This window comes from Thalassotalea hakodatensis, from assembly GCF_030295995.1.
In the GTDB taxonomy this organism is placed as follows: Bacteria; Pseudomonadota; Gammaproteobacteria; order Enterobacterales; family Alteromonadaceae; genus Thalassotalea_C; species Thalassotalea_C hakodatensis.
In genome coordinates this window covers 1,402,448-1,426,294 of sequence record NZ_AP027365.1, presented here as the reverse complement: position 1 = coordinate 1,426,294, position 23,847 = coordinate 1,402,448, and the positions used below count along the sequence as shown (strand labels likewise).

The 23,847-nt window shown below is 38.2% G+C and carries 16 protein-coding genes; 1 reads left to right on the top strand and 15 read right to left on the bottom strand.

Annotation, left to right across the window (positions count from 1 at the left end; genetic code table 11):
• Positions 1–65: 65 nt before the first annotated feature.
• From QUE72_RS06235 to QUE72_RS06210, 6 genes are all read right to left on the bottom strand, one after another.
• Positions 66–776 carry an energy transducer TonB gene (locus QUE72_RS06235; RefSeq protein WP_286272245.1) on the bottom strand — a complete coding sequence of 237 codons (711 nt, stop codon included), beginning with the start codon at positions 774–776 and terminating at the stop codon, positions 66–68.
• The gene (locus tag QUE72_RS06230) at positions 769–1,332 is read right to left on the bottom strand and encodes an RNA polymerase sigma factor (RefSeq protein WP_286272244.1); all 564 of its coding nucleotides are present in this window, start codon (positions 1,330–1,332) and stop codon (positions 769–771) included. The genes QUE72_RS06235 and QUE72_RS06230 overlap by 8 nt, the downstream gene beginning before the upstream one ends.
• Before the next feature lie 9 nt (positions 1,333–1,341).
• Complete coding sequence (locus QUE72_RS06225; RefSeq protein ID WP_286272242.1) at positions 1,342–1,950, bottom strand: energy transducer TonB; 609 nt, start codon at positions 1,948–1,950, stop codon at positions 1,342–1,344.
• 177 nt (positions 1,951–2,127) lie between these two features.
• Positions 2,128–5,250 (bottom strand): efflux RND transporter permease subunit, encoded by a 3,123-nt coding sequence (locus QUE72_RS06220; protein WP_286272241.1) that lies wholly within the window; start codon positions 5,248–5,250, stop codon positions 2,128–2,130.
• Positions 5,251–5,252: 2 nt separating this feature from the next.
• Positions 5,253–6,308 (bottom strand): efflux RND transporter periplasmic adaptor subunit, encoded by a 1,056-nt coding sequence (locus QUE72_RS06215; RefSeq protein ID WP_286272240.1) that lies wholly within the window; start codon positions 6,306–6,308, stop codon positions 5,253–5,255.
• A 132-nt stretch (positions 6,309–6,440) separates the two neighbouring features.
• A complete protein-coding gene (locus QUE72_RS06210) occupies positions 6,441–6,947 on the bottom strand; it encodes a hypothetical protein (protein ID WP_286272239.1) in 507 nt (168 codons plus the stop codon).
• A 188-nt stretch (positions 6,948–7,135) separates the two neighbouring features.
• On the opposite strand from QUE72_RS06210, the gene QUE72_RS06205 reads away from it, so the two are divergent.
• Positions 7,136–9,496: a response regulator gene (locus QUE72_RS06205; RefSeq protein ID WP_286272238.1), complete on the top strand. Its 2,361-nt coding sequence runs from the start codon at positions 7,136–7,138 to the stop codon at positions 9,494–9,496.
• 25 nt (positions 9,497–9,521) lie between these two features.
• Here QUE72_RS06205 and QUE72_RS06200 read toward each other — a convergent pair whose 3' ends face one another.
• The 9 genes from QUE72_RS06200 to QUE72_RS06160 all read right to left on the bottom strand — a co-directional run bounded on the left by QUE72_RS06200 (position 9,522) and on the right by QUE72_RS06160 (position 23,779).
• Positions 9,522–11,171 (bottom strand): methyl-accepting chemotaxis protein, encoded by a 1,650-nt coding sequence (locus QUE72_RS06200; protein WP_286272237.1) that lies wholly within the window; start codon positions 11,169–11,171, stop codon positions 9,522–9,524.
• 33 nt (positions 11,172–11,204) lie between these two features.
• Positions 11,205–11,411, bottom strand: coding sequence for a nitrate/nitrite transporter NrtS (gene nrtS, locus QUE72_RS06195; RefSeq protein ID WP_286272236.1), 207 nt, complete (start codon positions 11,409–11,411; stop codon positions 11,205–11,207).
• Between the two features lie 210 nt (positions 11,412–11,621).
• On the bottom strand, positions 11,622–12,242 hold the full coding sequence (locus QUE72_RS06190) for a fumarylacetoacetate hydrolase family protein (protein WP_286272235.1): 621 nt from the start codon (positions 12,240–12,242) through the stop codon (positions 11,622–11,624).
• 405 nt (positions 12,243–12,647) lie between these two features.
• Positions 12,648–15,191, bottom strand: coding sequence for a glycoside hydrolase family 97 catalytic domain-containing protein (locus QUE72_RS06185; RefSeq protein WP_286272234.1), 2,544 nt, complete (start codon positions 15,189–15,191; stop codon positions 12,648–12,650).
• Positions 15,192–15,241: 50 nt separating this feature from the next.
• Positions 15,242–16,246, bottom strand: a complete 1,005-nt coding sequence (locus tag QUE72_RS06180; RefSeq protein ID WP_286272233.1) for an isoaspartyl peptidase/L-asparaginase family protein — start codon at positions 16,244–16,246, stop codon at positions 15,242–15,244.
• Between the two features lie 19 nt (positions 16,247–16,265).
• Entirely contained in the window at positions 16,266–17,156 is an 891-nt protein-coding gene (locus QUE72_RS06175; protein ID WP_286272232.1) for a BadF/BadG/BcrA/BcrD ATPase family protein, read from the bottom strand.
• A gap of 3 nt (positions 17,157–17,159) precedes the next feature.
• On the bottom strand, positions 17,160–19,397 hold the full coding sequence (locus QUE72_RS06170) for a GH92 family glycosyl hydrolase (protein ID WP_286272230.1): 2,238 nt from the start codon (positions 19,395–19,397) through the stop codon (positions 17,160–17,162).
• A gap of 39 nt (positions 19,398–19,436) precedes the next feature.
• Positions 19,437–21,227 carry a sodium:solute symporter family protein gene (locus tag QUE72_RS06165; RefSeq protein ID WP_286272227.1) on the bottom strand — a complete coding sequence of 597 codons (1,791 nt, stop codon included), beginning with the start codon at positions 21,225–21,227 and terminating at the stop codon, positions 19,437–19,439.
• 17 nt (positions 21,228–21,244) lie between these two features.
• The gene (locus QUE72_RS06160) at positions 21,245–23,779 is read right to left on the bottom strand and encodes a beta-mannosidase (protein ID WP_286272225.1); all 2,535 of its coding nucleotides are present in this window, start codon (positions 23,777–23,779) and stop codon (positions 21,245–21,247) included.
• Positions 23,780–23,847 lie beyond the last annotated feature (68 nt).

The window sequence follows — 23,847 nt, the reverse complement described above, 5'->3', positions numbered from 1 at the left end:
ATTATTGTGTTAGCCATACTAATCTATCTTTCCTCAATTGCGAATAGTGCTAAAGTCATATAAATTTATTCCTTAGCTTCCAATTGGAATTCAAAAACGACTTCAAGCGTATCATTTACAGACAATTGTTTGTCGTATTGCCAAGCACCTAAAGCTTTTTGAGCAGCACGTCTAAACTGTCTTGCCCCACTTTGTTCGATAACTTCTATATTAAAAACACGCCCATCTTCAGCGACTTGATAGCGCATTTTTACGATACCTGTTTGCCTATTTGCTAACAGCTCTTGAGGGTATTCAGGTAAAACTTTTACTATGGGGTTAATACTTGTTTGTGGTAAATCAATATCAGGTAAATGAACAGTATTGGTATCATCAAATGTTAAGTTGTTATCAACAGATGGTTCGATCTTTTCAATTTGATATGGCGAATTATCATTACCGGTTGGTAGCGTCGCAATAATAGGTTTTTCAGGTAACGGCAGACGGTTGATAACCGTATCAGCGTTATTTTTATCAATAATAACGTCTGGTAACACGATCACCTGATGGCTTAATTGCGGCTCAATGGTGACAGGTGTTGGTGCTTTAGCTAAATGCGACATTAACGCAAAAATGCCAAAAGACGAAACGCCACCACATAGTAAAATTGCCAACGATTTAAAAACAGAAACACGGTTTTTAGCCTTTCCACTTGGTAACACTACAGTAGGAGCTTCTATCTGCGCCTTACGTTGTTGATAAAGCGAACTCATCTCTTTATCAAAATCATCATTCATGATCTTTTCCTAATATTATTTTCAGCTGTTTTCTCGCATACCTTAATCGACTTTTAACGGTCTCAAAGCTTTCATTTGTCATCTCTGCAATTTCTAATATTGAAAAGCCTTCTTGCTGAAATACAAACGCTTCTCGTTGATAAAAAGGTAAGTGCACTAATGCGCGATTAAAGGCTGCCAATCGATCTTCTTTGTCGGTTAACTCACTCGTTGCCGCGTGTTGTGTTTCATCTAAAACAACATAGTGCCAACGCTGAGCTTTTCGTAATTCATCGAATAACGTATTTCGAGCAATAGTATATAACCAAGCTTTAACGTTGGTATGTTCATGTGCAGTGTTGTTTATTTTTAATACTTTAAGCCATGTTATTTGTACCACGTCTTCAGCAAGTTCTTTATCTGACAAAGTTAATAAATAGTGAAACAAAGATTGATTAAATTGTTTAACCAACAATGAAAGATACTTCTTATCTTTCGTCGTTGAGTAACGTTTTAGTAACGTTTCAGGGGTGGATGAAGTTTTCATCCACCCTTTAATCATTGAAGGTAACTTCAATTGGCGATCCTATATTTCTTGCTGCATGTTAAAGTCTAGTTGAACGGTAAACCCTGTTTGAATAATCGGTTTACCATCGATAGATTTCGCTTTATATTTCCATCTTTTTAATGCTTGTTTAGCGGCTTTATCAAATACACGTTTCGGCTGAGAATCAACAACTTGAATATTAATAACTTCACCTATCTTATTGATATCAAAAGCCAACCTAACCCACCCTTCAAGACCTCTTTGTAATGCTTCTCTTGGATACCGGGGGTTAGACCTAATTATTGGCCTAGCCTCTTGGTTAGCGAGCTGAGCACCTAAGTTAAACTTAGACATTTTATTCTCAATCTTTAACCCTGTCGGATTAAACTCAAAATGACTTAATGACTCTGCTGGCTCTAGCGTAGACTTTACAGTCGTCATTACAGGCGGCGGTTCAGGTGGTTGAAATTGACGTCTAATTATTGTTCTAACCTTACTATCCTTAGGTAATTCATAAACCTGAACGATTATTGGCTCAGGAATATCTGTCATAGCAACCTTCTCTTGCTTAATTAAATATGCCATAAAAGCAAATAACCCCAAGGTAATAATGCCTGCAAATACTACTATCGTTAAAGATCTCGTCATAGTGTTTCCTCATTTTTTAATTAGTAAAGAGGTGTGATCACACAGTAAGTAACGATATTTTTTACTCACTTACCTTATAAACGATAAACAGATAAAAAAGGGGTTAAATTATTTTTAATTAAATGAGATATGAGCAAAGGGGGAATCCTCACCATTTGCTCATATCTAATAAAGACACTATTTTTTATGTAATACTGCAACGAGTAAGGCGGGTAAAAAAGTCAAACTTAAAAACGTAGAAACAAAAATACCGCTCAATACAATAACCCCTACACCTCGATATAACTCTGTACCCTCGCCAGGTATAAGCACTAAAGGTGCGAGGCCAAAAAGTGTAGTAGCCGTTGACATAAGTATCGGCTTTAGCCGTTTTTCAACCGATTGAATCACCGCTTGTCTAACCGCCATGCCTTGCTCAATAACAAAACGGCGCGTTTGATCCACAATTAATATCGGATTATTAACTACCGTGCCTAATAAAATAAGAAAACCAAGCATGGTGATCATATCAAAAGGCAGATGTATTAAACTAAGGCCAACAAAGCCTAATGCTTTATTTAATCCATTAATAAACACTAGCCCCAGCAAGCCACCAGCCATACCAAGCGGTACTGTAGCAAGTATAAATAATGGGTAACGCCAGTGGGTAAATATTGCCACTAGCAATAAATAACACAAGACAAGCGCAATAATAAAGTTGCTACTTAAAGATGCCTGTGTTGCTTCAAGCTGATCAGCTGCACCACTAATGCTAACATTAATACCTTGCGCGATTGCTCCTTGCTGCCATAGTGCTGGCAATAACTCTTGCCGTACTTTTTGCTCTGCGATTTCCAACGCCACATTACGCGGAGGAATAATATAAACCGTTACCGTTCGTTTACCATCAACACGACGTAAAGAATTACTGTTTTGGCTTTCTTTTAAATCAGCCAGGGCTTTTAGTGGCAGAACTTCACCATCAGGGGCAATTATCGGTGTATTAGCTAGCTGCGTAAGGCTTTGCTGGTTACCTTCACCACTAAACAGAAAAATATCGACTTTATCATCTTCTAAAATAAACTCATCAACATAAGCTCCATCGCTCATTGCAGCAATCGCATAGCCAAAATCGTTATTGTTAATCCCTAACTCTGAAAGCCTTTGCCATCTTGGGCTTATTTCAATTAATGGTTGATCTAAGGTTAACGAACTTGGATCTGAATTGATCTGTGGATTGTCAAACACGACACTTGCCTGTTGATAAACAGCATCTGCAGCTTGATATAGCTCGTTAATATCACTGCCGGCTATATCAACAGCAACAGCCCTTGTACCACCATCATTACTTGAAATGATAGACCCCCGTGATGAGAAGGCACGCATATCTGGATAACTTTTGAATTTATCCGTGATCGCTTTCATCATTTGATCAATGTACGCTGCGTCTGTAGGCGCACTTAGTAGCCAAATTCGACCCACAGATACTGACATTGAATAATATTCAAGCGGGGGCATTTCAGACTGACCCGCTAAAAACTTTTCTTCGTGTGTATCTAACACAAAAGGATCTAAATAGGCTCTTATTTCTTCCCCTATCACCATCATTTCCGATAAATTATAGCTTGGTGGGGCGATCATTGATGAGAAGGCTTTTGGTTCTTCACCCTCGGGTAAATACTCCGCTGCCGGCATCAATAAAAATGCACTGGTTAGAATCACAACGATAAATACCGCAGAAGTAATGCGCGCATGCCTTTTCGTTTGGGTAAAACGATTCGCTAACATTAACCATTTACTTGAAAGTGTTAATTGTTTTCCATGCTGTAAATCTTTTTTCTTACTTAAGGTTGCAAGTGCAACAGGCACGACAAAAATAGCAACAAACATCGAGGCAATAATAGCGCCTGAAATAGCAATTGCGATATCAGAATATAATTGCCCTGCTTCTTGCTCAACAAATAAAATAGGCGCAAAAACCAATACCGTTGTAGCAGTAGAAGCTAACACTGCAGGCCAAACCTCAGTGACACCATTAATAGCCGCCTGTACTTTACTCACACCTTGTCGTTTTGCTTGCATGATAGACTCAAGCACGACAATAGTATTATCTACGGTCATACCAATGGCGAATGCAACCCCCGCCAGCGAGATAACATTAATAGTTCTGCCGAACAACATTAACGCTAAAAATGCTGCCACTGTACAAATAGGTATCCCCATCACACCAACTAATGTTGCTTTACCTGATCGTAAGAATAAATACATGACCAGCGTTGCTAACAGCGCGCCAAGCGCTAAATTGATCCACACATTTTCTAACGAGCTTTTAACGTAACGCACGTCATCACTCATTAAGGTTAACTCAAGGCCATTTTGCGCTAATAGTTGTTGATTAATCTCTGTAACAATAGGCAACATAGCATCTTTAATCGCAAGTACATTTGAGCCACTTTCACGCCTTACAGACAACCTGAGTGTTCGTTCTCCATCTTTGTAAGACACACTTCGGGTTTCAAAATGGTCTAAGTTGACCGTCGCGACATCTTTTAAACGAATATCTGTGGTGTTTTTTCTTGCGACAACTAACTCTTCTAATTCGCTCAATTGTTCAAAACGACCAATAACACGCAACAAATAACGACTTTTACCACTTTCTATATCTCCCGCAGAGGTATCTTTATTACGTGTTCTAATCGCGGTTCTTAGCTCAGGTAAACTCACACCTCGTTGTGCTAAGCGAGCTGCGTCCACTTTAATTTGAATTTGGCGCTGAGCACCACCACTTACGCGAACCTCAGAAACACCTGCCACGCTTTCCATACGAGGCCGAACAAAATCTTCGGCATAATCTCTTAGCATATCAACATCAAGATCAAATGGGTTACCTGCCACAGGCTTGAGAGTAAAATACATGAAGGCATTACCCGAAAATGAGCTCGAATAAAGCCTAGGTTGGTCAACATTCTCAGGATAAGCCGGCACTTGACTTAACGCGTTGTTAACCCGAATAAGTGCATCATTTGCATCAACACCAAACGGAAACTCTAATTCAATATTCGCTTCACCCATATCAGCGAACGAGACCATTCGCTTGAGGTTCGATAAGCCACGTAAATATCGTTCTTGCTCGATCAGAATTTCTTTTTCAACATCTTGTGGTGTTGCGCCTGGCCAGCCCGTTTGCACAGAAATAGTTCTAACTTCTAAATCAGGGATCATTTGTACAGGAATATTAAGTGCACCTACCACACCTAAAATGCTACAAATAAGGACAACTACAGCAACTAATACGCCTCGGTTAACGGCTTGTTTAATCATCGCTATTCACCCTTTACCGAGACTTTACTACCTGCTTTTAACATTGCGACCCCCGTTGTAACGACTCGTTGATTTTCATCAATGCCTACAACAGCAACTTTATTTCCTTGGGTTTTTGTGACGGTTACTTTGACATTTTTTGCCGTACCATTATCAACAATAAATACTGAACGTCCGCCATCAGGGTGAGCTTTTATTGATGATTTAGGCAACCACACTAAGTGTTTATTGGTAGCATCACCCGAAAATGCAATATTCACTTTCGCTGACATGCCCGACACTAAATTATGCCCTTGTGGTAAGTCTACCCACGCTGTAACTGCTCGACTTTGTTCATTTGCAACAGGTACTATTTTACTCAACGTTGCCGAAATGGGGTTAGCACCAATGATGTCAGGAATAATGGTAACGTTATGAGTTTGTGGATTAGTTAATTGAAATAAATATTCTTGCGGAATTGCAAGTTTGACACGAAGCTGTTGTTGCTCAACGAGTGTATACACAATCGTTTGTTGAGTAACCCACTCACCAATATCAATATGACGTGCTGAAACAATACCTGCAAAAGGCGCACGTAATACATGCCGCTCTACTGTTTCTTTGTATTGCTCAACACTGGCTTTAGCACGTAAAACCTGTGCTTTGGCTATCGTTAATTGAGAGCGACGTTCTCCTATCGTTGTTTGTGCAACCACCTTTTTACTGGATAACTCTTCAACTTCTTGCAATAAGCGCTTAGCTTCTGACTGCTCCGCTTGTGCTGATTGATGGTCGGCCGTCGCTTGCTGCAATTCAAGTTCAGCGAGTGTATTATCAAGCTGCATAAGTGGCTGGCCTTTAGTAACGACATCTCCAGCTTCTACAAAAATGCTATCAACAACCCCCGCTTGTAAAGGGGCTAAACTTGCGTGCTGCTTAGATTCTATACTGCCAGAAAGCGTTAATGTTTCACTGACACTCGCAACTTCACCTTTAACGGCTTCAACACTCATTACAGATTCTGCGTTTACAGTCAGTGAAAGCACAGCGATAACCAGTGATAATATTAACTTTTCCATAAATCCCAACCATTAGGTGTAATAATAACTATTTGCATTAGGGTATACGAAATTTACATGCTATTCATCACATTAACGCTAAAAAGCTTAATAATTAAAGGGAAAATTCAACTTTTTGGCCAATAGAATACGTTACGCGATTACACCAAGCTTTTGTAAGACCTCATCAATTTCAATAGTTGAAAATTTCGCATGACGCCATTTAGGCTTTTTACTGGTATCCATGTATGAAATCGTAAGCTTTCTATTTTTAAACGAATTGCCTAGATTGTGCTCTCGAAACATAAGATGTGTAGCAATATCTTTAAGGTTTTCTACAAAGGAATGAATTTCAAACGCATCGGTTAGCAAGACTTGTTCGCCGTCAATTTTGTATGTTGTTGTTCTGATCAAACCATATTTAGGTGAGCTATATTGAAAGGCAGCGTTTACCTCTCCGAAATGCGCAAAGTTAGGTAAATAAAGCCTAACGGCTGTTACTTTACCTTCCTGAACATCAAGGTGTAACTGGTTGTCACCGTCACGTGTATGAGCGGTTAATGATGAACTTTTGTCCGCAATGTACCACTGACCAATAAACTCTTCAGCGGATACTTCTGTAAAGAAAAAAAACAAACCAAATAATAATAAAAAGTGCATTACTTATTGCCTCTTCCAACCTGTCTCTACTATTACCAAAAGTCTATTGAATAGCAAGTTTCAAACCTAGGATAAGCAAAGATCAACATGCTCTAGCAAATATGTTTCTTTGTTTAACAATATACAAATATCAAAATTTGTCTAAACTTTACATGTTGTCACTGAGTTTGAAGCAAAAGGATGTTAATGTGGAGCACACATATAACCTATTAAGTTTAACATCACATATTTTTTCCATTAAATGGCATGATGATGAATGTACTATCATTAACAATGCTTCAGATAATGCTCGGCAGATTCTATTAACAGGCAAAGATCTACCTGATAACATCACAACGCTCATCGTTGATCAAAAATCAACAAAAAAGCGACAACAACTTATTGATAAAAACAAAGAAAATGTGATCCACATACCTGTTTATGGCGTCAAATACCTTAACCAACCCATCATCTTTTTGCGCGAAGAAATTATCATTCAACCAAATGATCATGCCATTTCATTCTTTACCGATGTTACTGAATTAATAAAACAACGCGAAATCACCAAAAAATCTCAACAGCGATTAGCGCTGGTGTTAGAAGGTACAAGGCTTGGTATGTGGGATTGGAACCCGAAAACCAATGGCGTTACATTCGATAATAGATGGGCAGAAATGCTTGGATTGACATTATCTGATTTAACGCAAACCTTAGCTGATTGGCAAGAAAGAGTTCACCCTCATGATATTGAAGGCTGCTTTGCTGATCTTACTGCTCATATGGAGGGGAAAACATCCTTCTATGAAAACCTTCATCGTATGCGCCATTCAAATGGTGAGTGGCGCTATATTCTTGATAGAGGAAAAGTGGTTGAAAAAGACGAACATGGCAACCCATTAAGGTTTACAGGCACACACACTGATGTTACAGCGCTTAAAAAAGCTGAGTTACAGGCTAGGAATGCTTTGTCTGCAAGAAGTCGTTTTTTTGCCAATATGTCCCACGAATTGAGAACGCCACTCCATGGAATATTAAATCTCGCAGAATTTGGCTTAACAGAGACCAGTAGCCATGAAAAAGACCAAGCCCTCAAAAGTATTTTGAGCTCTACAAATATATTGGCAAATATTGTAAATGATGTGCTCGATTTTTCTAAAATAGAAGCAGGAAAGCTTGAAATAGAACACATTGAATTTGAGTTAGCTAATGTGATCACATCAATAATAAAGCCGCTGAGCCAAACCGCACAAAATAAAGGTGTTAAGCTTACAACACGCATTGATCACAACGCTGCAAAGGTATTGAAAGGTGATCCTGTACGCGTTATTCAAATTTTAAATAATCTTTGTGCTAACGCGTTAAAGTTCACTGACAAAGGTAGTGTACAATTAAATGTAAATGTACTTAAAACAACAGACACTTATCAAAGTATTCAATTTGAAATAATTGATACCGGCATAGGAATAAACACTAAGATTCAACCAAATTTATTCAAAGCATTTCACCAAGCTGATGCCTCAACTTCGCGAAAATATGGTGGCACAGGGCTAGGGCTTTCCATATGTGTAAAATTAAGTGAAATGATGGCAGGTAAATTAAACTTCACAAGTGAAGAAGGACAAGGCACCACTTTTACCTACCAGCAAAAATTTACGGTAAGCGGTCTATCTGAAATAGCTAAAACTCCTCATGCAACGGTAAATTTGCAGCAAGCCAATATTCTTATTGCAGAAGACAATCGCGTAAACCAAACTATCGTAACAAAAATGTTATCTGAGCATAATGTTAATGCCACGGTAGTAGAAAACGGCCAAGAATGTATAGATTATTGTCGAGAAAATAAAGTTGACCTCATTTTTATGGACATTCAAATGCCAGTAATGGACGGCATTGAAGCAACCAAGCATATACGTTCAACCAAATATAGCTCGCGTATTCCTATCATCGCAATGACAGCAAATACAATGAGAGAAGATATTGAGCATTATCTTGCTATTGGCATGAATGGTTATATCACCAAACCCTTTAACCGCACAAAATTAAATAGCTTATTAACAATTTACGCTCCCCAACATGAACACCCAGGTATTAACAACTTGGCGGTTAGAGTTAGCGATCCAACCATTAACAACGAAGAAAAGTTACAAACGATATGTCAAGCGCTAAAACAGCTAATTCCGCAGGCAAATCGCATAAGTTTATGGATATTTAACCAAGAACACACCCAAATCCAATGCCTACAGTGTTTAGATCATAACAACGAATATAGTAATGGTTTAATATTAAAAGCGACTGATTATCCAAGTTATTTTAAATATATACTGAAAAATGAAGTATTAGACGCCTCACACGCAAGGGAGAACTCAGTAACAAAATGCTTTAATGAAAGTTACTTTAAGCCTTTTAATATATTCTCATTGCTCGATTATATTTTCTCAATTGACGAAAAGCCTTTAGGTGTCATTTGTTGTGAAAATGTAGGCAGCCAAGTGAACTGGACCGAAAGTGATAAAAGCGCATTAATAATCGTAGCCAATATCACTACGCTGTTTTTTTCTAGAGATATTTAAATTAATATGCGCTGCAAACCGAAAGCTAAGCCGTTTTAAAAAAGCCAACTTCTTGATTTAACACCCTTGCTAACTTATCTAGAGCAAGGGTAGCTTCGTTATTCTGATCTAATGAATAAACAGTTTTTTCATTAATATCATCAATTTTTGCCATCATTTCTGTAATAGTACCAATAACATCAACTTGCTCACCTGCCGTGTTCGACACTTCAGATGCATTTTTAAACGAACTATTCGCACTTTGTTCAATGTCCTCAAGTAAACTCATGGCATTATGCGTTTTTGTTTGGCCATCCTGAACTTTTGGAAGTGTGTTTTGCATGACAGAAACAACAGTCGACGTTTCTTTTTGTACTTGCTCAATAGTGGATTGAATTTCATTAGTTGCTTCACCCGTTCGAAATGCTAACTGCCTAACTTCATCAGCAACAACTGCGAAACCTCTCCCTGACTCACCCGCACGTGCAGCTTCAATGGCGGCGTTCAATGCTAATAAATTAGTTTGATCTGAGATACTATTAATAACATTAGTAATACCACCAATTTGAATGGTTAAAGCTTCTAGTTTACTTATTTGTTCAACCGCCTGCGTTACAGTGTTAGCGACATTTTGCATTGCATCAACGCTCATCGACATAGAACCTATACCATTATTAGCCCTGTCGACCATTAACTTAGCATTGACTTTATTTTTCGCCGCCGTTTCTGAAATATCATTTATCTTAACTTTCATGTTATTTAAATTATCACGTGTTGTAACGGTTAATTCATGCTGCTGCTGCGCCAAACGCACTATATTTTTTGAGCCTCTAGTCACTATTGTTGATTGAGCTTTCAAATCATACGAAGCTTTTATAATTTCAAGAACTGTATTTCTCAAACGTTCCTGCATGTTTGCCATTGTTGCCAACATACTATGTTTGTGTGGTGTGGAAAGCGCTTGTACTAAATTACCTTTGGCTATTGCTGTTAATGAATCGGCAGCAACAGCTGGCTCAGCTCCTAAAGATGCTTTAAAACTACTCGCAATAAAATAGGCGACTAATACTGAAAGTAAAAGCGCACTGAAGGTCAACATTAACATGGTATTTTTAAACATGGAGGCATATTTTAAAATAGCGTTTGTGGTGTCAATGTTTTTTGCTTCTTCTAAATCAATAAATTCATTGATCGTATTCAACCACTCTATAAACAATTGGCTTCCACTCGTTTTCAATAATGATAAAGCATCACCACTTATTTTATCGGTTTTTATATTTATAACTTTTAAAATGAAGCTTTCTGTTTTATTTTCGATATTCTCAATTTTCTGTAATAAAGAACTCTCTTTATCGCTAAAACTTATCTCAGAGCTTATCATCGTTTGCATTTTTTGATGTGATTTTTCATAAAACTCAGCTAACTTATTAATGTCATTAATATGCTTTTGAGCTTCTTCAGAGGTATCAGAATTGATCAAGTCACGGATGGCAATAGCACGATCATGAACACTACCACGGAAATTAATGGCATAACGCTGCTTAACAACGTTTACATCGGTCATAATACTAAGATCATGACTGATCATATTCACTCTAAAAATACCGACCAGCGTTAATACCAGCATAAGTAATGAAGTGATACTAAAGCCAATTAAAAGGCGTGTATTAATTGTTAGGTTATTTAAAAGGTTCATTTTTATTCCGGTCAAAAGAAGTATACGGCTAATTTACCGTTTCATCGTTGTTTCAATACGAGTCGCATAACTTGAATACACCGATACACAAAAAGGCACGATATAGGTGATGATCACTTTAAACCAGTTCAGAGGTTGATCACTAAAAATAACATCACTTTGATTCACTAACGTTAAAATAGTCCCCACCACCATGCTGATAATAATTGCCGTTCTATATTGCTTACGTATGTGTATCATTTTACCCTAATCACATTAATGTGATTTTAATAACAATTTCAGTGAGGTATATGTAAGAACACGTTTTAAAAGAAAAAATTTCATCAAAAATATTATTTTTTCAGTTGCTATTATATAAAATGACTAATGCCCTATTTTTTATCACACAAACAGCAAGATAAAAGGCATCAAAAGATACACGTTGATATATCCTCTTAACCTGTAATTGATTTATTTTGCTGTCCAATTTTTTGATACTAGCAATCGATTCTCGGAATAAACTCTCGCATCAAATAACGCACCTTTTGAAATGATACCTACACCTTTAGGGGTGCCTGTCATGACAATATCCCCATCATTTAAAACAGTATAAGTTGCTAACTCAGATAAGATGTCAACTGGCTTATACATCATCAATTGAACACCCCCCTGTTGAACAATATTACCGTTAATAGAAAGTTCAAGTCTCAGAGTATCATCGATATCATTAGGAGAAATGTGGACAAAATCACTGAAAACGGCAGAACCTTTAAACGCTTTTGCGCGCTCCCATGGTAACCCATTAGACTTTAATTTAGCCTGTAAAAGCCGCTTAGTAAGATCAATACCAGCCCCTACTGCTGTAAACTTTCCTTTTTCAACAATAAAACAAAGTTCGGCTTCATAATGTAGTGGTTCATCATGGAACGAAAGAAGTTCAGTTGATATTGCCGAGTTAGGTTTATTAAAAACAACCATTTCTGCTGGTACTTGATTACCAAGTTCTTCAATATGAGCAACATAATTACGTCCGATACAGAAAATGTTCGATGGAGTTTCGTCACGAGCTCCAATATTTATTGAATTTAACATAGATTATTTACTTCCAATAAGTTACCAACAAATGCATGTAGTTTGTCGTTACCTTCTTGATGTGTATTATTAAAGATTTGAGACAATAAACACAGTATGAATACTGATAACTGTTTCCATGCGCTCTACTCTTACCGAAAATTATTCTCTTTCAAAGTGAGTCTATCCAATTAAAGCCTGATAAAAATATTTCACAAGATCAGCTGTACTGTTTTCACCTTTGAATAGAAGTAATGAAAATCAAAACATAATCATCTTAATCTTATATACTTTCTCTAATTCTTTAGCATGTACCTAAACTTTAAATATCTTCAGCACTCACTCTCTAGATGAGCGGCATTGGCAACTTAAGACCAAGTCGAATTAATGAATGGGCTACTTTTGTATTAAAGTTCATCTGATAACCTATTTAACGATAATTTCATCAGCAAATATAAATGCTTCTTGCCCTGGACGGATATGCCATTGTGGTAACGTCGACATATTTTTTGCAGTGACTTTTATGTAACGCATTCTTTTAGGCGTAAATGCAACTTGAAACTTTTTTTGCTGATAATCAGGGACATTGGCTTTTGTTTCATAGGATTCTTTACCCAGCAGAGTAAAATTATTCCCGTCTTCTGATTGCGAAAAGCGTACCTCTGTTGGCAGCATAATGGAGTGAAGAATACTTTGTAAAAAGCCAATGTCAATCGATGACACGTGTGTTAGTTCCCCCAGATCTATCACTACCGATAAATCTTTTTTACGATAGCCTTGCCACAACGTTTTATAATCTGAGCCACCTTTTACACCATCAATTAATGCATTATTGTCACCGCCAATATAACCCTGATCATATTGTGTCAATAAGCGAATAGTTTTATTGATAGCAAGGTGTTTAACCTGAGTGATCTCACCATATTTTTTACCTTGCTCAAATTTTAACATCTTTTCACGAGCCAATTCATTATGCTGAGTAACCGTTAAACGTTGAAAATCAATTCCTTTTTTAGCAGGGGTAAGATAAAAAGCGTGTCCACCTCCACTGGCCATAGCAATTGTTAATTGATCCCCCTTGTTTACAACAAGCTCATTAATTTCTAGATCTGCTGGAGAATCTTGAAAATCTGTTGTCATAGCGTCTGAGTATGCCCACGCAATGTAACTTGTATCTTCCTCAAGAAAATCCAAAGAAACACTTACCGTCCTAGGATGTTCATCTGTCATACTCCCTATAAACCATTGTTCTCCTGACCGGCGAGCCATCGTAATAAAATCACCAATTTCACCTTGAAGTACATTTGTTTCATCCCATGAAGTAGGAGCTTCTTCTATGAACTTAAAGGCAGGTTGTTCATGATAGTTTTCAATCATGTCTGCCGCCATTTGCATTGGACTATACAAAACAACGAACATGGCAAGCTGTTTAGCCAAAGTAGAATGCACTCGATATTGACCGTGCGGATCAAATTGAATATTAAAAATTCCAGGGGTATAGTCCATAGGACCTGCAAGTAACCTAGTAAAAGGTAATGTTACCGTGTGTTCCGGTGAATTCCCTTCACTCCAGCCATTCCACTCCATTCCACGTCCTCCTTCACGTGTCATCATATTCGGATAAGTTCGTCGTATTCCTGTCGGCTTTATCGGTTCATGTGCATTCACCATAATGCGGTATTTAGCAGCAAGCTCTACTACTCTTCGGTAATGATTAACCATCTGTTGGCCATGATGAAAAACACCTTCAGGGTGCATTTTTCCAGCATAGCCTGTTTTAATTGCATGAACACCTACCTCATTATAGAGTTTAAAAGCAGCTTCCATTTGTTGCTCATACATAGGAATATTGCCACCTGTTTCATGATGACCAATTAAAGCGATATTATTTTTTCTACCGTATTGAACAACCTCAGCTAAGTCAAAGTCATCATAAGCCGTAGTAAAGTCTTGTACATTGTGGCCTGTATGCCATGTTTCCCAGCCTTGATTCCATCCCTCCACTAAAACGCCGCCGATACCATGCTGCTTAGCAAAATCAATGTAGGATTTAGTATTTTCAGTAGTAGCGCCATGCTTTGGTCCTGACTCCCATGTATATTTCCTCATGTGCATCCCCCACCAGATACCGATATATTTCATAGGTTTTATCCAAGAACTGTCGGTAATAACGCTCGGCTCATTTAAATTTTCTATTAAGTTGGATTCAATTAAATCAGCGGCACGTTTAGCAATTTGAATGGTTCGCCATGGTGTTTTAAAAGGGGCTTTTCCTTTAACTTTTATACCGTCAGGCCAAGGCACTAAGTCACTCGTTAATCGTAATGCTTGCCCGTTTTTTTTAATTAACGTCATCCCAGCATAGTTAGTTAAAGCTGCTTCATGAATACTTAAGAAAACATCATTTTTATCTTTCATGGTAATGGGTGTATTCACCGCCGTTATTTGCGATAGTGGTGTTTTTTTGTATAAATGCTCATAACTATCATAATCGCCAGGAGTCCACCAAGTCGTATAATTATCCGTAAAAGCAAATTCGGTTTCTTCTGATGTTATGGCAAAGGTTGTTAGGTTTTTTTGTTCCGGAAATTCATAACGAAACCCTAAACCATCATTAAAAAGACGAAAATAAAGATGTAATCGACGAGGGAACTCACCTGACTCACTAAGCACAACCTTCAGTTGTCGATAGTGGTTTTCTGCTGTGCTTGTTTGCCCCCAAACTTTTTTCCATGGTGCATTTACTTCGCTAACGTCAGTAGATTCCACGACAAAGTTTGCTAGCATGTTTGCTTGTGATTGAAATTTAAACCCTAACGTTGAAGGTTTGATCAACTCAACTCTGTCATAAGATACTTGATATTGTGCTATACCTGTTTTTACTGAAAAAGTTAATTTAATACGCTTATCTGGAGAATCAATCATATATTTGTCATTAGCACAAACACCAAAAGCAAAACAAATACTCATCAAAAACATAACGTGTTTAATTATGTTTAAAAATGATTTTCCTGACATACTCATAGCAAGCTAGCTGCATTAAATAATTGGTTGGTTTTGTTACTTGTAACCGCATAATCAAAGCCTGATTGAATACAAAAAGAGCCATACTCTCCTGACTTATTCAATGCTAAAAAGCCCACTTGAAAGTCTTTATAATCCCCTAGTTTTTTTGCTATACGCTCTACCGCTGCTTGACAAGCTTGGGTTGGACTCATACCTTGTCGCATCATTTCGACCACTAGATGACAACCTACGGTTTTTATCATCAGCTCCCCCATCCCCGTCGCCGTTGCTGCACCAACTTCATTGTCAACATAAAGCCCTGCACCAATAATGGGCGAGTCACCAACTCTGCCATGCATTTTGAATGCCGCTCCACTCGTAGTACAAGCACCTGAAAGGTCACCGTGTTTATCTAGCGCTAACATACCAATTGTGTCGTGGTTCTCAATATTAATCACTGGCTCATATTTTGATTTAACTAACCATTGTCGCCAATCTTGCTCAGATTTTTTAGTTAACAGGTTCTCTTCTTTAAATCCCTGTTCTTTAGCAAATTTTAATGCTCCCTCTCCCACAAGCATCACATGTGGCGTTTTATCCATTACTAAACGTGCAACAGATATCGGATGTTTAATATGCTGTAAAAAAGCCACTGAGCCACAGTTTTGATTTTCATCCATAATACAGGCGTCGAGCGTTACTTTCCCTTCTCTATCTGGGTAGCCCCCATAACCAACGGTTCTTACCTCAGGATCTGCTTCGGGGACTCTAACGCCTTTTTCAACAGCATCAATGGCTTTACCATCAGTAGTTAATACCTGCCAAGCGGCTTTATTTGCTGCGATACCATGTTGCCATGTTGAAACAACAATCGGCTTATTAACCGTTTTTTTTTCTGTATGATGCGCCGTGATCTCACTTGGGTGGCTTTTTCCTAATGCCCCAGTAAAAAGGCCTGAGGCACTGAACGTTGCAGCACCTGCCAATGAAAATTTCAAAAACTCTCTTTTAGATGACATTACTATTCCTTAATAGTTACTAATTGGCTCTTAATTGCATGTGTTTGGCAAAACTAATTGCCCCTTGCTCTGCATTGTGTATTGGCGAGGATAGCTCTTTAGCAAGCGTTACAGGCAACATAGGAATGAGTTGCCTTGCAACTCCTCCTAATAATGTAATTCTTGGTGGGTTAGTGTTTTTCAATAAATCAATGGTACGAACGATAAACTGACAACTGTCTTTAATCAGTTGTTGTGCAACAACGTCCCCTTTTGCAGCTGCATTGAATACAAGTGGGGCTATAGCGCCAAAATCTCTAGCGCCGGCTTCTGCTAATGTATCAGCCAGCTGGTAGCCACTGGCATTAAAGTGCTGTGTTACCAGTTCACATAATAAGCTAGGCTGAGCATAACCATCATATGATAACAATGCTTTTTGTACCGCTTGATAACCTAACCAAGAACCACTGCAATGATCGGCTTGAAGAAAGCCATATCCGCCAATCATTGTTTTCACGCCATTGACTAAAGAAAGTGCGCTAAATCCTGTGCCAACAATAACCATGGCTCCATCACCACCAGCATGTGCACCGATAGTAGCGACATGTAAATCATCGGTATAATACATCGCTTTAAACGGATGCTGCCAATCTTGCATCATCGTCAGATAGCGAGGTAAATGTAAACCGGCTAACCCCGCGCCAACGACAAACTGTCCATAATGCTCTTCCGAAAGTTCGGCTTGCTTTAGCGCTTCCTTAAACGCTGTCATAATCGAAAGAATAACAGTTGCTCGACCATGTGAAGGGTTTGCTGTGCCTCCGATACCCTGTCCGAGAAATTGACCACATGACGATTCAATACGCACTCGACAATGCGTACCACCACCATCTATACCCGCATAAAAAACTTCGCCACTAGCTACTTTCATCTCTTAATCACGCTCACGTGACTGGAATGAAAACGTTAAATGACCTGACCGCTTAAGTTCATCATGTGTAATATGGTTACGATTAAGCTTTTGTCCATTTAGATCAATATTATCTACAAAGTTTTCACCTGTGCTGCCCAGCTGTTTAATTGTAAACTTTTGGTCATTGGCTAATGTTAGTGTCACTTCATCAAATAATGGCGTGCCAAAAATATACTTTCCATCAGCTGGATTTACAGGGTAGAAACCAAGTGAACTGAAAATATACCAAGCAGACATTTGACCAACATCATCATTGCCCGCCAAACCATCTGGATCCGCACGATACATTGTTTTTCTAATTTCTTTTATTCGAGCTTCACCTTTCCATTTTTGATCCGTAAAAGCGTATAAATAAGGAATATGGTGGCACGGCTCATTACCATGGGCATATTGGCCGATAAGTCCTGAAATATCCGGTGAAACATCACCCTCCATTTCAGAGCTCACCGTAAACAATTGGTCTAATTTGTTAACAAAAGCTTGCTCACTGCCAAATAAACTCTTTAGTCCATCTATATCATGTGGAACAAACCACGTATATTGCCACGCATTAGCTTCGGTATAGTCAGTGGTGCGATGATCAACATGAGTAGGGCTAAAGTTTTCTACCCATTGACCTGACTGATCTTTGCCACGCATAAAACCAACACGTTTATCAAACAAGTTTTTATAGGACTGTGCTCGTTTGGTGAAATATTGATAGTCATCCTCTTTGCCTATCGCTTTAGCTAATTCGGCAATTGCCCAATCATCGTAGGCATATTCTAAAGATTTAGAAACAGCCTCAACTTCTAATTCTGAAGGGATATAGCCATATTTGTCGAACAAATCGATACCAAACCTATTTTGCATTGCAGATGTTTTGCTTGCTTGTAACAATTTTTCAGGATCAACTGTCGTTAAGCCCTTTAAGTAAGCATCAACGATTACGGGAACCGCATGGTAACCAATCATCACATCTGTTTCATTCGACATCAGATCCCAAGTTGGCAACACCCCTGACTCATCGTAAAAGGCCATCATCGATTTTATTAAATCATCTACTAATTCCGGATTAGTGATCGTCAATAATGGGTGTAACGCACGAAAAGTATCCCATAGAGAAAATAATGTATAACGGTTATACCCCTCAGCAACATGAGTTTTTCCATCAGCGCCGTAATATTCACCATTGGCATCACTAAATGAATGTGGCGCCATGAATGCATGATAGAGTGCAGTGTAGAACTTTGTTTTCTCTATTTCATTATTATCTTTTACTTGAATTTTATTCAGCTGATCCCGCCATAAGCGCTCTGCTGCTAACTTAGTTTTATCAAAGTCAAAAAACGGTACTTCAATGGCAATATTTTTACGAGCGCCTTCAATACTGGCATATGAAATACCTACTTTAACGGTGACGCTTTTATTCTTTAGTTGAGCAAAACTTAGTACAGCTTCACTTTTTTCTGCTTGAATACTATCGCCTGATACCATTTTCTTTTCATTAAATAGCTGAGCTGAAAACGCTTCACTAAATTCCATCACAAAGTACACAGGTTGAAATTTAGCCCAACCAGTTGATTTCCGATAACCAACTAACGTGGTGTTATTTTCAATACGAAAATAGGTATCAACAGCTTTATCAAAATTTTGTGCGTATCCTAAGTCTACGAGTATTTGTGGTTTCCCCTCGTCACCAAATTGATATTTGTGCACACCAACACGAGCAGTTGCCGTTAATTCAGCTTTAATATCTTCTTGCGGTAAATAAACAGAGTAATAACCTGCTGACGCTTTTTCATCTTCCTTTTTATATTTTGCATACAGATGACCAACGTCATTATTAGTGTTTTCAGGATAGTTTGATACAAAAGGCATCACCAAAATATCCAATAAATCGCCAACTCCAGTACCCGATAAATGGGTATGACTGAAACCTAACAAAGTATCGTCAGAGTAGTGATAACCAGAAGTCCAGTCCCATCTTTCTTTCGTCAAATTATCAGGGCTAAGTTGAACCATACCAAAAGGTACTGTAGCACCAGGGAATGTATGGCCGTGGCCACCAGTACCAATAAAGGGGTCCACATAGGATAGAACATCAACGGTCTGTTCTGGTTTAACCGACTGTTTTGAGTTTGATTTACCCAACTGATTTTGACTACAGCCTAGTGTCAAAAGTAATGCAGCAGCGGATAACATAATTCTTTTTTTCATAGTGTGCTAATTTTAATTTCCAGTTAAAAGTTGAAATGGTTAATTTTCTAATTTGTCGTACCAATTTTTCTTTAAAATAAATGATGTTATAAGCATGACGACTATTGCAATGACCATTGAATTTGCTTCTTTTATCACTAAATAAATAGGGATAACCACTAAAGATATTTGCCAAATCATACCTACTACGATATTGAGGACATCACGTCTAAAATTAGCGTTACTAACAAAATTCGGATCTTGCGCCAATACTTTTTGGTGAATAGGTTGCCAAAAACCCCAAGGACGTACATTTTTATAAAAGGTCATCAGTACGTCATCTTTTTCTGGCGGTGTTAATAATGTGCCTAGGACTGAACCGGTAATTCCGGCCAATAGAAGGAAAGGAAACGCGTATAAGGGCTGTAAATCGGGATATATTAACGGTAAAGCTAATGATGCAATCAATCCAGACATCATCCCCCAAAAGTAACCAAATGCATTGAAGCGCCACCAATGCCATTTAAGTAAGTTTGCAGCTGCGTAACCACCAAATAAAGCAGCGAAAATCCATTGCATGATGTCGTTTATACTAGAAATAAGGTAACCAACACCGACTCCAGCAACAACTAATAAAGTAGATATGAGATAGCTGAACAGAATATAATGCCGTTCACTTCCACGCGGATTAAAGTAACGTTTGTAAACATCATTGACGATATACGCTGGTGCGGCATTAACTGAAGCAGCGAAGGTCGACATAAAAGCAGCCAATAGGCCAGCAATCAAAAGACCACTTAAGCCAACAGGAATAAAGTTTTCAATGGCATAAGGTAAAATTTGTTCAAAATCAAAAGCCTCATTGCTGCTTTGTATTTCAGGCCCCATAAATACTAAAGCTAATACTGATAATCCGGCTACCATCATGTATCGCGGAAAAAACATCACCAACGACACAATTCCGCTCATTTTTGCTGCTTCTTTGGCATTTTTTGTTGCTAGAATACGCTGCATATCATAGTTAGGAACTGGCCCTGCTAAGCTCGATAAAATCCCCTTGAATAACATCATCATAAAAAAAATGCCGAATAAGCCAAAACCATCATCCGTCATCTTTTGATTAACTGAGTCAATTACGCCTGTCCAGTTAAGATCTAAATGCCAACCAAATGACAACTCTTTCCAGCCAGCAGGAATAGCAGCGTTCAAAGCGTCACTACTTACAGTATTCATAGCGATGACGCCCACAGCAATAGCCGCAACCGTCATAATGACGAATTGCAATAATTCTGTAAAAACTACGCTGTACATGCCTCCTTTCACAACATATAGCGTGGTAAAAGTAAAAATAATCAGTGCGTAGGTATCAGGAGATAAGTCCCAAGGGAAAAAAATAACGGCAAACTTACCTATTCCTTTAAACGCATAAGAAATAAAGCCTATAGCACTGACTACAGCAAATATCACTACCGCAAGATGAGAAAGCTCAGCACCACGACCATCACCAAAACGAGTTTTTAACCATTCAGCCCCCGTCATAACGTTAGAACGTCGTAACCATGCTGATAAATAAATCATTAAAAACACTTGGTTAAAGATCGGCCATATCCAAGGTAACCATGCGCTTTTCAAACCATAGACAAAGCACATCGATACCAACCACATGGTACCTGCAATATCAAACATGCCAGAAGCGTTTGATACACCAAGTGCCCACCAAGGAATTTTACGGCCACCAAGAAAGTAAGAGTCAATGTTTTTAGATGCACGTTTGGATAAGCTAAAGCCTATCGCCAATGTTGCAATTAAATAAAAAACGATAATAAGTATATCAACAGATTGTAACGACATAGATGCCCTTTAAATTATTATTGTTGGTAGCTATCAATGATTGACATTATCTTTATCTCTTCATCCAGTAAAGCGACTTCTTGCTGGCTTAACGCTTCGATATTTAAGGTTATTCGCTTATTCATATTAGGAAGAAGATCAAAAAAGTTATCCGAAAAATTGCCTGTGTGCCCCGGCATTGAAACATGCACTTGTCTCGCCAACACTCCGCTGCTTAAATTGACTATCAACTCCCCCTGCTGATAGCTTAAATGAGATGTAATCACAGCTGGCTTAAGTGCTAAGGCTTTCGTCGGAACAAAATAATGAAAGGCTTCGCTTATCAAAGATTGTTGTGAATCATCATGAAAAAGTTGTACAACATAGACCAAGTTTGAGGCATCATGCATCGCGAGTAATTCAGTACGAGATTGTGAACTAAAAATTGAAACATTTAAGGCTTCAATTTTTACGGTATCTTGCTGACTATGCATAACGACACCATCCAACGTCATCAATTGCTGTTTTACATAGTAAGACTCGCGTTCATGTTTATCTGAAATTAAGTTAACGTTAACCTGATCATCTTGTTCATCAATAAAAACCGCAACAGGTTCAAAGCTACGTTTAACTTGATAGTGTAATGCTTTCCATCGTCCGTAATAGTCAATACCTGACCAAGACGCTACCGGCCAACAGTCGTTTAATTGCCAATATAAACTCCCCATACAAAAAGGCATTGCACGACGGTGTGCTTCAAAAGCAACCTTCATTCCTAAAGCCTGTTGCACTTGGCTTAAGTACAAAAAACTTTCAAAATCTTTTGGCTCTTGGTATTCATCATCCATGTATTGTTGAATTAAACTATTACCGCGAGGGTGTTTTTGATGTGTTTTCATCACAGGAGAATCTAACCGCCAGTCACTCGCCACAGAATAGTTTTTTACCGACTCAAGAATAGGAAAAGATTGAAAGCCAAACTCACTCATAAAGCGAGGGACTCGATTCTTAAATTCACTGAACGGTTCTTCGCCGTGCCAAACGCCCCAGTAATGATTATCTCCGCGGTTATCATCAGCTTTATTTTCCCAAAAGCCAATTGGTGAAGAAGAAAAGTAGAATCGTTGAGGGTCTAACTTTTCCACCATTTCTGGTAAAACCTGTTTAAATAACAAATCATAATCTTGTTGTAATTTTGTGTAGAGCTGATCTGAATATTCAAATTTTTCAGGCCATTGCCAAAATTGAATCCCCATCTCAGTTTCATTATTACCACACCATAAAGCAAGGCAAGCATGATTGCGTAATCGCTTAATATTGTATTCTGCTTCTTGACGAACATTTTCAATAAAGTCATCATCGCCAGGATACAAACTGCAAGCAAACATAAAGTCTTGCCAAATTAAGATCCCATGTTCATCAGCAAATTGATAAAATTCATCATTTTCGTATATACCACCTCCCCAAACACGTAGCATATTCATATTTGCTGAAACAGCATCGGTAAAAACCTTTTGATACTTTTCTTTACTCACATGATTTAAAAAGCTGTCTGAGGGAATATAGTTCGCCCCTTTCATAAAAGTAGGCTGTCCATTTACTTTAACAAAAAACGATTCGCCTTGAGCATCAGCCTCGTTGATCACTTCTACTGTTCTTAAACCAACTGACAACAACTGTTTATCTAAACATTGTTCACCATCTAACAGTTCAATTGAAAATTGATGTAAAAAAGCTTCACCTAAACCATTAGGCCACCATAATTGGGGCTGTTTAATATCAATATTAACGTTTATTGCATTTTTATCTGTTGTTAGGTTTATCGGTATCTTCTGAGTAATTCCATCAACATTTTGGCAACATACATTAACGAAACCATTAAAGCCTGTGAAAGGCGCTAAACTGATCTGAAAAGTTAATTTAGCAAGTTCTTTACTTATCAAGTTCTGCTTTACATAAATGTTATCTATCCGCGCTTTGGTAATGCCTACTAGCTTAATATCACGCCAAATGCCAGATGTGACAAATCTAGGTCCCCAGTCCCAACCAAAATGATATGGCGCTTTGCGGGCGTAGACACTAAGTCTCTCCGAGGATTTATCATTTTCAGCAGGGTAGGTAAAACCATTATCGATATATTTTGGTAATGTTTTAATAATAGGAGAATGAAACTCCACCCTAATTTCATTCTTTCCGAGCAGTAAGTGTTCCTTGCAGGAAATTCGATGACCTACAAACATGTTTACATTTTCTAAAATCAAGACATTATTAATATAGACGTCACAATATGTATCCAACCCATCTATCACTAACTCTATCGCTTCTTGTGCAAACAGTTCTTCATTTAGTTCAAAGTACTTACGATAATGCCAGTCTTCTCGCTCAATCCACTGCAGCTGATGTTCATGATCACGATAAAAGGGATCGTTAATGATGCCATTAGCGATCAAGTCACTGTAATTACAGCCCGGAACTACAGCTGGTAGCCAACTATCATTGCCAGATTGACGAAATTGCCAATGTCCATTAAGGCTCATTTCTTTTATCGCTACTAATTCTTCATTTTTAGGCATATATACTACTTCGTTTATAAGATTCTAAATAACTCTACAGACTAGCTGCAATCGATTACACAGTTGAT